Source organism: Pseudomonas sp. ATCC PTA-122608 (genome assembly GCF_001952855.1).
In the GTDB taxonomy this organism is placed as follows: Bacteria; Pseudomonadota; Gammaproteobacteria; order Pseudomonadales; family Pseudomonadaceae; genus Aquipseudomonas.
In genome coordinates this window covers 43,310-56,210 of the sequence record NZ_LPNO01000024.1, presented here as the reverse complement: position 1 = coordinate 56,210, position 12,901 = coordinate 43,310, and the positions used below count along the sequence as shown (strand labels likewise).

The following is a 12,901-nucleotide window of genomic DNA, read 5'->3' as shown; positions in this document are numbered from 1 at the left end:
CGCCGCGCATATCGCTGATTTGCGCGAACGGCGAAGCCATGCCCGAAGAACAATAAAAACACCAACCCCCACCACACTGCCAGGAGCTAAAAAAATGAAAAAATCCCTGACTCAACTGATCACCGGCGTCGGCGTCGTCAGCAGCGGGCTGGTCCCGTCACTGGCCCATGCGGACTTCATCAAGGACAGCAGCGGTACGCTGGAACTGAAGAACTACTACTTCAACCGTGACTACCGGGAAGCGGCCTCCCAGTCGATGCGCGCCGAGTGGGCCCAAGGTTTTATTCTCGGCATCAAGTCCGGTTTCACCGAAGGCACCGTGGGCTTTGGCCTGGACCTGACCGGCATGCTGGGGGTGAAACTCGACTCCAGCCCGGGGCTGTCCGGCACCGGTTTGCTGCAGCGTGACAGCGACAAAAACGTCTCCGACGAGTACTCCAAGCTTGGGGTGACCGCCAAGGCCCGCTTCGCCAAAAGCGAGCTGCGTGTGGGCTACCTGGTACCGGACCTTCCGATCCTGCAACCCAACACCAGCCGTTTGTTCCCGCAGTCCTTCAGCGGCACCCAGCTGGTGTCCAACGACATCAGCAACCTGAAAATCACCCTCGGGCAGATCGACCAGGCCAAGGACCGTGACTCCACCAACTACGAAGACATGAAGCTGACCACGGTGAGCAAGGTCTACAAGAGCACCGCGCTGAGCGACCAGTTTCGCTTTGCCGGTGGCGACTATTCGCTGACCCCAAACACCTTGCTCAGCTACCACTTCGCGGCGCTGGACAGCATCTACCAGCAGCAATACGTGGGCTTCAAGAACAACTTCGGCCTGGGGCCGGGCACTCTGAAAACCGACGTGCGCTACTTCAAGTCCGACAAGGACGGTGCGGGCCTGGCAGGCAAGGTCGACAACAGCGCCTTGAGTAGCCGCCTGACCTATCAGTACGGCGGCCACAGCATCGGCGGCGGCTTCCAGCAGCAATACGGCACCACGCCGTTTACCTACCTGGATGGCTCCATCAGCTACCTGTTCACCGAGTACCAGTTCAGCAACTTCACCCAGACCAAGGAGCGCGCCTGGCACGCCCGCTACGACTACAACTTCGCCGACCTCGGCCTGCCGGGCCTGCTGTTTGGCATCAAGTACGCCAAGGGTGATTCGGCCGAGGTGCTCGGCTTCAACCGCGAAGGCCGCGAGTGGGAGCGCGACCTGGACCTGGGCTACGTGGTGCAGAACGGGCCGTTCAAGGGCGTGTCGATGCGCTGGCGCAACGCAATGAGCAAAGGTAACTACTTCAACGACGTTAACGAAAACCGCGTGATGTTGGGTTACACCCTGGCGCTCTGGTAACAGGCTCTTGTGGGAGTGGGCTTGCTCGCGAAGGTGGTGGATCAGTCAATGCATTCGGCGACTGGCACTCCGTTTTCGCGAGCAAGCCCGCTCCCGCACTGATCGGATTACCAGATCAAGATAGTGTGGGCCGCCCTTACAGACGATCACGCCGGCTCGTTAATATTTCTTCAGCGTTCATCACTCGAATATCGAGATTCCCGGTTTATGAAACTTAAATCACACCCCTTGCTGCAAGCGACACAAGGTACCCACAGGCACGTGGACAGTGAGCATTACGGTGCAGTGGGTGCAGGGCGAAAAATCTATATCCAGGCGGCGCTGCATGCCGACGAAACCCCGGCACTGCTGGTTGCCGCGCAACTGCGTCGGCAACTGGCGGAACTGGAAAATGCCAACCGCCTGAATGCAGAAATCGTGCTGGTGGCCGTGGCCAACCCGGCTGGGCTCAGCCAATACATCATGGGCGCGCCAAGCGGGCGTTTCGAACTGGCCAGCGGGCGCAACTACAATCGGGGCTTCCCGGTGCCGTACCAGGCGATCGCCGACAAGATCGAGCACCTGCTGGGGCCGGACATCGACGCCAACCGCCAACTGATCCGCCAGGCCTGGGGCGAGTGCCTGCAGGACTCCCGGCCGCTGGACGAATTCCAGTCGCTGCAACGCACCCTGATGCTGCTGGCCCACGACGCCGATATCGTGCTGGACCTGCACTGCTCCCGCGAAGCGGCGATGCATGTGTACACCGGCGAAGCGGTGTGGGCGACCGTGGAGCCGCTGGCGCGTTACATCGGCTCTGAAGCCTCGTTGCTGGCCACCGATTCCCAGGCCAATTCGTTCGATGAGGCGCTGTACCTGCTGTGGGTCAACCTGCGCGAGCGGTTTGGTGATCGGTTTCCGATTCCGGACAGCAGCGTGGCGGTGACCGTCGAGCATCGCGGCCAGCGCGATGTGTCTTATGAATTGGCTGAACATGACGCCACGGCAATTATTGATTACCTGACGCATTTGGGCGCCATTGAAGGTACGCCACGGCCATTGCCGGCCCTGCGTAACCCCGCGACGCCGCTGGCCGGCAGCGAACAGTTCTACGCGCCGAGTGCCGGGGTGCTGGTGCACCGCGCGGCGGTGGGCAGCCGGATCGAGGCGGGGCAGGCGTTGTTCGATATTGTTGATCCCCACAGTGGGCAGACCACGACTGTTGTCAGCCATAACACGGGCGTGCTGTACATGCGCCGCGACGTGCGCTTCGTCAAACCCGGCGATCCGCTGGGGCGCGTATCCGGTGCCACACCGATTCGCAGCGGCAAGCTACTCAGCGCCTGATTTGCCCGCTATGGAATAGGGGCAAAATGTGGGAGCGGGCTTGCTCGCGAATGCGGTGTGCCAGTCAATGCATGTGCTGACTGACCCACCGTATTCGCGAGCAAGCCCGCTCCCACATTGGATCTTTGTTGTTCATTTACTATTTATTTGGCAGGACATCCCTCATGCACCCCAACCCGGCAATCACCCTCGAAAACCAATTCTGCGCCCACAACTATTCCCCCTTGCCGGTGGTGATCGTCAAGGGCGAGGGCGTATGGGCCATTGGTGATGATGGCAAGCGTTACCTGGACATGATGTCGGCCTATTCCGCCGTCAGTCACGGCCACGTCCACCCACGCATCCGCGCCGCCGCCGTGGCGCAGATCGACAAGATCAGCGTGGTGTCGCGGGCGTTCTACAGCGAGCCCTTGGGTAACTTTCTCAAGACCCTGTGCCGCATCACTGGCTTCGACTCGGCCCTGCCGATGAACAGCGGCGCCGAAGCCGTGGAAACCGCGATCAAGGCGGCCCGACGCTGGGGCTACCGAATCAAGGGCGTCCCGGCCAATCAGGCAAACATCGTGGTGGCCGACAACAACTTCCACGGCCGCACTTCGACCATCGTCGGCTTCTCCTCGGAGGCTGACTACAAAGCTGACTTCGGCCCATTCTGCAACGGCTTCACCGAGGCCCGCTTCGGTGACATCGAGAGCTTTCGCCAGGCCATTACCACCGACACCTGCGCGGTGCTGATCGAGCCGATCCAGGGCGAGGCCGGCATTCGCGTGCCACCCGCCGGCTTTCTGCGGGAACTGCGCCAGCTGTGCGACGAGACCAACACCTTGTTGATCCTCGATGAGATCCAGTCTGGCCTGGGCCGCACCGGCAAATGGTTTGCCTTCCAGCACGAAGGCATTCGCCCCGACGCGTTGATCCTTGGCAAAGCCCTGGGCGGCGGGATCATGCCGGTGTCGGCGTTCGTGGCTGATCACTCGATCATGGATCTGTTTGACGCCGGCAGCCACGGCTCGACCTTCGGCGGCAACCCGTTGGCAGCGGCTATCGGCCTTGAAGCGTTGAAGGTGCTGGAAGAGGAGGGTTTGATCGATAACAGCGCGCAACTGGGCCAGTACCTGGTGGAGCGCCTGAAGGCAATGAACTCGCCGGCTATTCGCGAGATACGCGGGCGTGGCTTGTGGGTGGGTGTGGAGCTGGACCGCGATGCCCGGCCGATCTGCGAAGCCCTGCTTGCCGGAGGTCTGCTGACCAAGGAAACCCACGAAAACGTGCTGCGCATTGCGCCGCCGTTGTCCATTACCCGCCAAGAGCTGGACTGGGGCCTCGAGCGTATCGAGCGGGTGTTCAAACAGCTATGAGCGAGTTTCTCAACCACCTCGACATCGACGGTCAGCGCTTCGCCTGGATCGACCTGCACCAGATGCTAAGCCCGACACAACTGCAGCGGCTGCCGTATTCCCTGCGCATCCTCCTGGAAAACATCGCCCGTTGTGCCCCGTTATCACTGCCCCAGGTGTTAGCAAGGGCCATCGGCGACGGGCCGGATTGCGAGGTGCCATTCCAGCCCAATCGGCTGATGTTCCACGACACCACCTGCTTGCCGGCCCTGGCGGATTTCGCCGGGATGCGCGACGTAGTGGCCGAGCTGGGCGGTGATCCACGGGCGGTGAACCCGTCGATCCCGGCGGTGCTGACCATCGACCATTCGGTGATCGTCGAGCACTACGCCGAGGCCGGCGCGGTAGACGCCAACCTGGACATCGACTTTCGCCGCAACAGCGAGCGCTACCGCTTTATCAAGTGGGCCCAGGCCAGCCTCGACAACTTCAAGGTGATCCCGCCGGGCACCGGCATCATTCACCAGATGAACATGGAGTCCATCGCCCAGGTGGTGTGGGAAAGCGCGCCGCGTGACGGCCACGTGCTGTTGCATCCGGACTGCATGGTTGCCACCGACAGCCACACACCGATGATCAATGCCATCGGTGTGCTGGGCTGGGGCGTCGGCGGGCTGGAAGGGCAGGCGGCGATGCTCGGTGAGCCGGTGCCGATTCCTTATCCGCAGGTGGTGGGCATTCGTGTCACCAACGCGTTGCGCGACGGGGTGACGGCCACTGACCTGGCGTTGACGGTGACCGAGTTGCTGCGTCGGCGCAGCATGGTCGGCAAGTTTGTCGAGTTCACCGGGCCGGGCTTGCCGTCCCTGAGTTGGGCAGCGCGGGGCACGGTGGCGAACATGGCCCCGGAATACGGCGCCACCGTGGTGTTTTTCCCGTTTGATGACGAGACGCTGGCGTACCTGAACCTGAGTGCGCGCCCGCAAGCCTTGATCAACAAGGTGTCGGCCTACATGTCGGCGCAATCGCTATGGCGCCGGGAAGACGTTCCCGAGCCGATGTTCGATGAGTTGATCGAGCTGGATCTGGCGCAGGTGGAACCAAGCGTCGCCGGGCCACATCAGCCACATCAGCGCCAGTCGCTGGCAGACGCTGGCGCCTCGTTTCATCAACACGTGAGCGCTGACCCACAGGATTTCTTCGAGCCGTCGTTCCAGGTGCCCATCACCCATGGCGCGGTGGTCATGTCCGCGATTACCAGTTGCACCAACACCGCCAACCCGGCGCAGATGGTGCAGGCCGGGCTCTTCGCCCGCAACGCCCGCGCCCGTGGGCTGACACGCAAGCCGTGGGTCAAGACGTCGCTGTCCCCGGGCTCGCGGGTGGTGGCCGACTACCTTGAGGCCGCCGGTTTGCTGGAGGATTTTGCCGCGCTGGGTTTCGACCTGGCGGGTTTTGGCTGCATGACCTGCATCGGCAATTCCGGCAGCCTTGAAAGCCATGTGGAAACCTTCGCCCAGCAAGGCTTGAAGGGGGTGGTGGTGCTCTCCGGCAATCGCAATTTCGAAGGCCGGGTCAATCCTAAAGTCCCCGCCGGTTACCTCGCATCGCCCGCGTTGTGCGTGGCCTATGCGATTGCCGGCAGCATCGACATTGACCTGTCGGCCCAGCCCCTGGCGAGGGATGCCCAGGGCCAACCGGTGTTCCTCCATGAGCTGATGCCCAGCGAAGCCGAGGTGGCTGCGCAAGTGGCGCAGGTGGTGCGCCCGGCGCTGTTCCGGCAGCGCCAGGAATTGCTGTGGCAAGGCACTCACCATTGGCAGGCGCTGGAAGCCGACGGCAGTGTGCAGTTTGCCTGGCACCCGGACTCCACTTACCTGCGCCGCCCGCACTACCTCGCCGGGGTAACGCCGGCGCCGGCTTCGTCGTTGTCCATCAGCAACGCCCGGGCCTTGGTGGTGCTGGGGGATAATGTCACCACTGACCATATCTCCCCGGCGGGCAGCATTCCCGCCGACAGCCTGGCCGGGCACTGGCTGCGTGAGCGCGGTGAAGCGCTGGCGGACTTCAACCAGTATTCGACCCGCCGCAGTAACCACGAAGTGATGGTGCGCGGCGCGTTTACCAACCCGCGCCTGAGTAACCTGCTGTCCAGCGATCAGCCCCCGCGCCAGGGCGTCTGGGCCTGGAATGCCGACCACAGCGACTACCTGCCGCTGTACCTCGCCGCGCAGAGCTATGCCGGCACGCCGACGGTGTTGTTTGCGGGGATCAATTACGGCGCCGGCTCCAGCCGCGACTGGGCGGCGAAGGTCCTGACCCTGCTGGGGATCAAGGTGGTGGTGGCCCGCAGTATCGAACGGATTCATCGCAGCAACCTGATCGGCATGGGCGTGTTGCCGCTGGTGTTCGATGAGGGCGCATCGGTGCAGGACTTGAACCTTGATGGCAGTGAATCCCTGAACTTCCTTGGCCTGGATCACCTGCGGGTCGGCGAGAACCCGATTACTTTGCTGATTGAGCGTGCCGCTGGTGAAACAGCGCGCACCGCGCTGACCTTGCGCCTCGACTCGCAGCAAGAGCTTGGTTACCTTGAACACGGCGGCGTCTTGCCCTTTGTGATTCGCAAGACCGTGCAAAGAACTGTTCAAGGAGCGCGTAATGATTGACCCGCAGGTACTGCAACAACTGGCCCCCGAGGGCGTGCTCAGGGCGGCCATCAACTTCGGCAACCCGGTGCTGGCCCAGCGCGGTGAAGGCGGCGAGCCCCAGGGCGTGTCGGTGGCATTGGCCACGGCCCTGGCCGATGAGTTGGGTGTGCGGCTTGAATTAGTCACGTTTGAAGCCGCAGGCAAGGTCTTCGCCGCGCTGGCTGACGACATCTGGCGCGTGGCGTTCCTGGCCATCGAGCCGGTGCGCGAGCAGGAAATCGCCTTCAGCGCGCCCTACGTCATCATCAAGGGCACGTACCTGGTGGCGGTTAATTCTCCTTTAAGCAGCGTTGCGCAACTCGATGCTCCCGGCCAGCGCATTGCCGTCGGCCAGGGCGCCGCGTATGACCTGTACCTGAGCCGCACGGTGCAACACGCCGAACTGGTACGCGCGCCCACCTCGGCGGGGGCGGTGGACCTGTTTATCGAGCAAGGGTTGAATGCGGCGGCCGGGGTTCGGGATTACCTGCGAACCCGGGTCGACGGGCGTTGGCGCCTGCTGGACGATGACTTCATGAGCATCAGCCAGGCCGTCGCGGTACCGGTGGCGCACGCAGCCGCTGCCGCGTTCGTCAAATCCTTTGTCGAACGGCAGAAAGCCAATGGCTTGGTAAAACAGGCGTTGTCGCGCAGTAGGCAAAGCCCGGAGCTGGCGGCTCCTTAGAGACGGCGCAGGAAAGATTTGACGATTTTCTGGGTGGCCTGGGTGGTGTCCAGGTCTTTCATCTGGGTGAAGGGATGCCACTGGCATTCCTTGATTTCACTCAGCGGCCGGGCTTCGTCGATATTCACCACCGACGCCTCGAACACGTGGTGCAGCGTGTCGCTGGCCTTCAGTTCCTGCAACAACAGCAAACCGTCGACGTTCAGCCCGGTTTCCTCTTCCAGTTCCCGCGCGGCCGCGCCCACTGGCCGCTCGTCGCGCTCGACCTTGCCGCCGGGCAGTGCCCATTTCGATCGGGCTTTACGCACGAACAGGATGTGCCCGTCGTGCTCGCAAATCACCGTAGCCCTTATTTTCATCGTCTGTGCCCCCGCAGTGAGATGATTGTCATAAAAGTGTAATGCAATTGTCATGCTCAGTCTTTATCCGGCAGGCTGGAGAGGGGGCCGGAAAACACCGATACTGCCCCATCGAAAAAACCTCACCTGAAGGAGATGCAGATGAACACCGTACGCTGGGGCATGATCGGCTGTGGCAGTGTCACTGAACTCAAGAGTGGACCCGCCTTCTACAAAGCGCCAGGTTCGGCGCTGGTTGCCGTGATGGGGCGCCGCGAGGAAGCCGTGCGCGATTATGCGGCACGCCATGGCATTGCCCGGTTCTACACCGACGCCCAGGCGCTGATTGACGACCCGGAAGTGGACGCGGTCTACATCGCCACGCCGCCCGACAGCCACCTCGAATACAGCCTGATGGTGGCCGCTGCGGGCAAGCATTGCTGCGTCGAAAAACCGATGTCGCTGAATGCCGAGCAAAGCGCGTTGATGCAACGCACCTTCGAGCAGGCCGGACTGCACCTGTTTGTCTCCTATTACCGGCGTTCCCTGCCGCGCTTCCAGCAGGTGCGGGACTGGCTGCAGGACGGGCGCATCGGCGAGTTGCGCCATCTGACCTGGACCTTGTGCAAGCCGCCGTCTGAAGACGATGCCAGCAGTGCCAACTGGCGCACCGACCCGCTGATTGCCGGCGGCGGGTATTTTGCCGACTTGGCCAGCCACGGTTTTGACCTGTTCCAGTACCTGGTCGGGGATATCGTCGATGTGGCCGGGTTTACCGCGCGCCAGGCCGGGCGTTACGCCGCCGAAGATGCCGTCACCGCCTGCTGGACGTTCGCCTCGGGCGCGTTGGGCATGGGCTGCTGGAACTTTGTCGCGGACCGTCGCGAGGACTTGGTGGAGATGATCGGCAGCAAGGGCCGCATCACGTTCTCGGTGTTCGATGAGGCGCCGTTGCGGCTTGAGGGCGAGACCAGCGAAGCGCTGGAGGTGCCCAATCATGCGCATATCCAGTGGCATCACGTACTCGGGATGAACGCGCATATTCGCGGCGAGAGCAAACACCCGGCGCTGGCGATCGAGGCGTTGAAGACCGATCGGGTCATGGACCGGGTGCTACAACGTAACCCCAACCTGGCGGTCTAGCAGTGCTTCAATTTTCTGTTTTTAAGGAATGAACGGATGAAAATCAAAGCAGCCTGGATTGTGTTGTGGTGGGTACTGGCAAGTGCCGCGACGGCAGCGCCGCGGGCCCAGGGGCAGGCCGGGGAGTTTGATCTTTACGTGCTGTCGTTGTCCTGGTCGCCGACCTTCTGCCTGACGCACCCCGACGACCAGCAATGTTCGGGCAAGGGCTACGGGTTTGTGCTGCATGGGCTGTGGCCGCAATACGCGAAGGGTGGCTGGCCGGCGTCCTGTGCGCCGCAGTCGCGCTTGTCGGATGCCGACTATGCTCGGGGCAAGACGTTGTTCCCGTCGCCCAAGCTGCTCAAGCACGAATGGGCCAAGCACGGCACCTGCAGCGGGCTTGAGGCATCAGCCTATCTGGACAAGACCGACGCGGCGCTGGGCGTGGTCAAGATCCCGCAGCAGCTGGAACCCTTCAATGTCCCCAGCGGCCTCGCTGCGCGGGACATTGAAGCGCTGTTTCGCGAGAGCAACCCGGCCATGGGCAACCACGGCCTTGCAGTGATCTGCAAGGGCGCAGTGCTGACCGAAGTGCGGGTGTGCCTGACCAAGGACCTGGCATTCGCCGGCTGCCCGCGCAGCGTCAAAAGCCAGTGCCGGGATGGCGACATTCGTATCCCGACCCAGCGTTAAGCGGACTCAGGCGGGCCCATAACTTTTATGGGTCTGCTCGATCTCTTCCACCAATTGGTCAATGCCCGCCAGGCGCGCCCGGTTGTCGTGGTCCCAGGGATGAAACCCGGGCTTGAAGTAATGCAACCAGGGCAACGCCATACGCGGAAACACACCCTTGGGCCCATAGAGAAACTTGAGCATCCGCCAGAAGCCCTTCAAATGCCCGCCTGAACGCCGGTCGGCAAACAGCAGGCGCAGGTGGAAATCAAAGATCACCACCCAGAACAGCAGCGTGGTGGTCAGCATGGTGCCGGTGCGCAGTAAATAACGCAGGGGCCCTGGCTTGATCACGCTGTTCCACACATCAAAGGCCACCGCCTTGTGCTCGGTTTCTTCCAGGGCATGCCAGTACCACATCTGCTGATAACCCTTGACCGAATCACCGAACCGCGACGGGTCGCTGAGGAGGATTTCCGCGAGCATCGCGGTGTAATGCTCCAGGGCAATGGTCACCGCCAGATTGAACGAGGCGGGCATGTACTTCTTTTGCGCGTCGAGGATCATCTTCAGCCGGCGATCCAGAGTATGCGCGGGCAGCCCGGCGGCTTGCAGCAGGTCGTTATAGGCCACGTGCTCGCGGCTGTGCATGGCTTCCTGGCCGATGAACCCCTGGATTTCCTTCTTCAGTTCCGGGTCTTCGATGCGCTGGCGATAGTGGCGCACGCTGTCCATGAAGAACAGTTCGCCCTGTGGAAACAGCAACGACAGCGCGTTGAAAAAGTGCGTGATGAACGGGCCTTGTTCATGCCAGTTCTTGATGCGTTCGGCCGGCAGGGCAAAACGGAGGTCGCGGCGAATCGGCAGCATGGTCGGTACTCCAGTTCAGAGACGGTGCTCTTCGTTGGTTTCAAGGACGGGCGAGGGCGCACTGCGATGTTTGGGCGCCATGCGTTTGCTGGCGAACACCACCAGCGCTTGATAGGCGGCCGGCAGGCAGCGGGCGAGCAGGTCCAGGAAGTAGGCGTCGCGGCCGATCAGCACGCGGCGTTTGTTTTTGCGTACGCCGTTCAGGATCACTTTGGCGGCCTGGTCGGCGTCGGTGATGAACAGCTTTTCAAAGTCGGCTCGGGCCTGCTGTTCGCTGTGGATCAGAAAGCCGGTCATGTTGGCGTCGATTCGGCTACTGCGGCAGATGTCGGTGCGGATCCCGCCGGGGTGCACGCAGGTGGCCGAGACCCCGCTTTTTTGCAGGTCGAGTTCCTGGCGCAAGGATTCGGTAAAGCCGCGCACGGCGAACTTGGTGGCGTTGTAGCCGCTCATGCCCGGCTGGGCGAACAGGCCGAACACGCTGGAGGTGTTGATCACATGGCCGTCGCCGCTGGCCTTGAGGTAAGGCAAGAAGGCCTTGGTGCCGTAGACCACGCCCCAGAAGTTGATCCCGACGATCCACTCCAGGTCGGTGTAATCCACGCCTTCGACAGTGCTGGACAGCGCGACGCCCGCGTTGTTGAAGATCATATTGATCTGGCCATGTTCCGCGGCGCAGCGGGCCGCCCAGTCCTCCACCGCCTGGCGGTCGGAAACGTCCAGCACCTGCGAGGTCACCAGCACTGGCGCAAGCACCTGGGCCTTGATCAGCGCGACGGTCTGCTCCAGGCCCTGGCTGTTTTTATCCGCCAGCGCCAGGTGGCAGCCTTCACGCGCCAGCGTCAGGGCCAACGCGCGGCCCATGCCTGACGCCGCGCCGGTGATGGCCGCCACGCGGCCGTTGAATGACTTCATGACAGGCTCCCTTCTGCGGTGGGGTGGGGATTTGCGGCCGGGCGCGAGGTGGACGGCACCGGCACCAGGCTGGCGACGTAGTCCTTGAGGGCGAAATGCCGGGTGACCTGCTTGAAACGCCAGGTGGAACCGGGCCACAGCGTGGTGTTCTTGCCGGTGCGCGGGTCCAGGTACCAGCTCTTGCAGCCGCCGGTGGTCCAGATGGTGCCTTTGAGTCGGTCCTGCAGCCTGGCGTTGTAGGCGAGTTCGACCACGGGCTTGACGTCCACCGTGGCGATGCGATGGCGCTGCATTTGGCGCAAGGCATCGAGGATGTAGGTGACCTGGGCCTCGATCATCAAAATCATCGAGTTATGCCCCAGCCCGGTGTTGGGGCCGACAATCAGGAACAGGTTCGGGTAGCCCGGCACTGTGGTACCCAGGTACGCGTGGGCGCCGTCTTGCCAGGTGTCCATCAGGTCGATGCCGTGGCGGCCGATGATGCAGTCCCGGGGCAGGGGATCGGTGGCCTGGAAGCCGGTGCCGAAGATGATGCAATCGGCCGGATGCTTGATGCCGTCGGCGGTGATCACCCCATCGGCCTCTATGCGCAGCACGTTGTCGGTCACCACCTGCACATTGCTGCGCGACAGTGCCGGGTAGTAGTCGTTGGAGATCAGCACGCGCTTGCAGCCGATGGTGTAGTCCGGGGTCAGGGTCTTGCGCAGGGAAGGGCGGGCCACTTGTTTGTGCAGGTGGCGCACGGCGATTTTCTGCACCATTTTCATCAGGCGCGGGTGCAGGGCGAAGCCCACGACGCGGCCTTCCAGCGCCCAATAGTACGCACCGCGCACCAGGCGCTGAGTGAAGGGCAGATGCTTGAAGGCCCAGCGCTCGACGCGTGAAATCGGCCGGTCGGGTTTGGGCATGATCCACGGCGGGGTGCGCTGGAACAGGTCCAGATGGGCCACCTGCGGCGCGATCTGCGGCACGAACTGAATGGCACTGGCGCCGGTGCCGATCACCGCCACGCGTTTGCCCTTCAACGAATAGTCGTGGTCCCACTGCTGGGAGTGGAAGCGCTTGCCCTTGAAGCTGTCCAGGCCGGGAATGTCCGGCAGCGCCGGGCGCGACAAGCCACCCATCCCGGACACCAGCACCCGCGCGCTGACCTGGCGGCCATTGCTGAAACTCAAGCTCCAGCGCTGTTGCGCCTCATCAAACACCGCCTTCTCCAGCCCCATGCCAAAGCGCAGGAACGGCGCCAGCTCGAAGCGTTGGGCGCACTGTTCCAGGTAGGCGCGGATCTCCGGCTGGGGCGCGAATTGCCGCGTCCAGTCCGGGTTGGGTGCAAAGGAAAACGAATAGACATGGGATTGCACGTCGCAGGCGCAGCCAGGGTAGTGGTTGTCCCGCCAGGTGCCGCCGAGGGCATCGGCCTGCTCGGCAATAAAGAAGTCGTTGAACCCGGCTTCCTTGAGTTTGATCGCCATGCACAGCCCGGCAAATCCGGAACCGATGACGGCGATGTCGACGGTGTCATGGGCATTCATAGGCTGTCCCTCGTGGGCCAGTGGCGCCTTACGGGTTTCGACATCGGATGTGCTCCTTGTTTT

11 protein-coding genes are annotated in these 12,901 nt (G+C 62.7%); 7 read left to right on the top strand and 4 right to left on the bottom strand.

Annotation, left to right across the window (positions count from 1 at the left end):
* The first annotated feature begins 94 nt into the window (after nucleotides 1-94).
* The 5 genes from AU074_RS20395 to AU074_RS20375 all read left to right on the top strand — a co-directional run bounded on the left by AU074_RS20395 (nucleotide 95) and on the right by AU074_RS20375 (nucleotide 7,386).
* A complete protein-coding gene (locus AU074_RS20395) occupies nucleotides 95-1,348 on the top strand; it encodes an OprD family porin (protein ID WP_076016254.1) in 1,254 nt (417 codons plus the stop codon).
* A gap of 207 nt (nucleotides 1,349-1,555) precedes the next feature.
* A complete protein-coding gene (locus AU074_RS20390; protein ID WP_076016253.1) occupies nucleotides 1,556-2,674 on the top strand; it encodes a succinylglutamate desuccinylase/aspartoacylase family protein in 1,119 nt (372 codons plus the stop codon).
* Nucleotides 2,675-2,838: 164 nt separating this feature from the next.
* The gene (gene rocD, locus AU074_RS20385; RefSeq protein WP_076016252.1) at nucleotides 2,839-4,032 is read left to right on the top strand and encodes an ornithine--oxo-acid transaminase; all 1,194 of its coding nucleotides are present in this window, start codon (nucleotides 2,839-2,841) and stop codon (nucleotides 4,030-4,032) included.
* Nucleotides 4,029-6,680, top strand: coding sequence for an aconitate hydratase AcnA (gene acnA, locus AU074_RS20380; protein ID WP_076016251.1), 2,652 nt, complete (start codon nucleotides 4,029-4,031; stop codon nucleotides 6,678-6,680). The genes rocD and acnA overlap by 4 nt, the downstream gene beginning before the upstream one ends.
* Nucleotides 6,673-7,386, top strand: coding sequence for a transporter substrate-binding domain-containing protein (locus AU074_RS20375; protein WP_076016250.1), 714 nt, complete (start codon nucleotides 6,673-6,675; stop codon nucleotides 7,384-7,386). The genes acnA and AU074_RS20375 overlap by 8 nt, the downstream gene beginning before the upstream one ends.
* On the opposite strand, the gene AU074_RS20370 is transcribed toward AU074_RS20375, so the two are convergent.
* Nucleotides 7,383-7,745 carry an NUDIX hydrolase gene (locus AU074_RS20370; RefSeq protein ID WP_076016249.1) on the bottom strand — a complete coding sequence of 121 codons (363 nt, stop codon included), beginning with the start codon at nucleotides 7,743-7,745 and terminating at the stop codon, nucleotides 7,383-7,385. The two genes, AU074_RS20375 and AU074_RS20370, sit on opposite strands and share 4 nt — an antisense overlap.
* Before the next feature lie 141 nt (nucleotides 7,746-7,886).
* Between AU074_RS20370 and AU074_RS20365 the strand changes: the two genes are divergently transcribed.
* Entirely contained in the window at nucleotides 7,887-8,867 is a 981-nt protein-coding gene (locus tag AU074_RS20365) for a Gfo/Idh/MocA family protein (RefSeq protein WP_076016248.1), read from the top strand.
* Between the two features lie 36 nt (nucleotides 8,868-8,903).
* The gene (locus tag AU074_RS20360; RefSeq protein ID WP_076016247.1) at nucleotides 8,904-9,542 is read left to right on the top strand and encodes a ribonuclease T2; all 639 of its coding nucleotides are present in this window, start codon (nucleotides 8,904-8,906) and stop codon (nucleotides 9,540-9,542) included.
* A 6-nt stretch (nucleotides 9,543-9,548) separates the two neighbouring features.
* Here the strand turns inward: AU074_RS20360 and AU074_RS20355 are convergent, their stop codons facing one another.
* The 3 genes from AU074_RS20355 to AU074_RS20345 are packed head-to-tail and all read right to left on the bottom strand — an operon-like array spanning nucleotide 9,549 to nucleotide 12,838.
* On the bottom strand, nucleotides 9,549-10,391 hold the full coding sequence (locus AU074_RS20355) for a metal-dependent hydrolase (RefSeq protein WP_076016246.1): 843 nt from the start codon (nucleotides 10,389-10,391) through the stop codon (nucleotides 9,549-9,551).
* Between the two features lie 15 nt (nucleotides 10,392-10,406).
* The gene (locus tag AU074_RS20350) at nucleotides 10,407-11,306 is read right to left on the bottom strand and encodes an SDR family oxidoreductase (protein WP_076016245.1); all 900 of its coding nucleotides are present in this window, start codon (nucleotides 11,304-11,306) and stop codon (nucleotides 10,407-10,409) included.
* On the bottom strand, nucleotides 11,303-12,838 hold the full coding sequence (locus AU074_RS20345; RefSeq protein WP_076016244.1) for an NAD(P)/FAD-dependent oxidoreductase: 1,536 nt from the start codon (nucleotides 12,836-12,838) through the stop codon (nucleotides 11,303-11,305). Before AU074_RS20345 ends, AU074_RS20350 begins: the two co-directional genes overlap by 4 nt.
* Nucleotides 12,839-12,901: the final 63 nt, after the last annotated feature.

What these genes read in the sequence shown, in the direction of transcription:
- AU074_RS20355 (WP_076016246.1), bottom strand. Translation starts at nt 10,391, where the DNA reads ATGCTGCCGATTCGCCGCGACCTCCGTTTTGCCCTGCCGGCCGAACGC.
- acnA (WP_076016251.1), top strand. Translation starts at nt 4,029, where the DNA reads ATGAGCGAGTTTCTCAACCACCTCGACATCGACGGTCAGCGCTTCGCC.
- AU074_RS20350 (WP_076016245.1), bottom strand. Translation starts at nt 11,306, where the DNA reads ATGAAGTCATTCAACGGCCGCGTGGCGGCCATCACCGGCGCGGCGTCA.
- AU074_RS20360 (WP_076016247.1), top strand. Translation starts at nt 8,904, where the DNA reads ATGAAAATCAAAGCAGCCTGGATTGTGTTGTGGTGGGTACTGGCAAGT.
- AU074_RS20345 (WP_076016244.1), bottom strand. Translation starts at nt 12,838, where the DNA reads ATGAATGCCCATGACACCGTCGACATCGCCGTCATCGGTTCCGGATTT.
- AU074_RS20365 (WP_076016248.1), top strand. Translation starts at nt 7,887, where the DNA reads ATGAACACCGTACGCTGGGGCATGATCGGCTGTGGCAGTGTCACTGAA.
- AU074_RS20395 (WP_076016254.1), top strand. Translation starts at nt 95, where the DNA reads ATGAAAAAATCCCTGACTCAACTGATCACCGGCGTCGGCGTCGTCAGC.
- rocD (WP_076016252.1), top strand. Translation starts at nt 2,839, where the DNA reads ATGCACCCCAACCCGGCAATCACCCTCGAAAACCAATTCTGCGCCCAC.
- AU074_RS20370 (WP_076016249.1), bottom strand. Translation starts at nt 7,745, where the DNA reads ATGAAAATAAGGGCTACGGTGATTTGCGAGCACGACGGGCACATCCTG.
- AU074_RS20375 (WP_076016250.1), top strand. Translation starts at nt 6,673, where the DNA reads ATGATTGACCCGCAGGTACTGCAACAACTGGCCCCCGAGGGCGTGCTC.
- AU074_RS20390 (WP_076016253.1), top strand. Translation starts at nt 1,556, where the DNA reads ATGAAACTTAAATCACACCCCTTGCTGCAAGCGACACAAGGTACCCAC.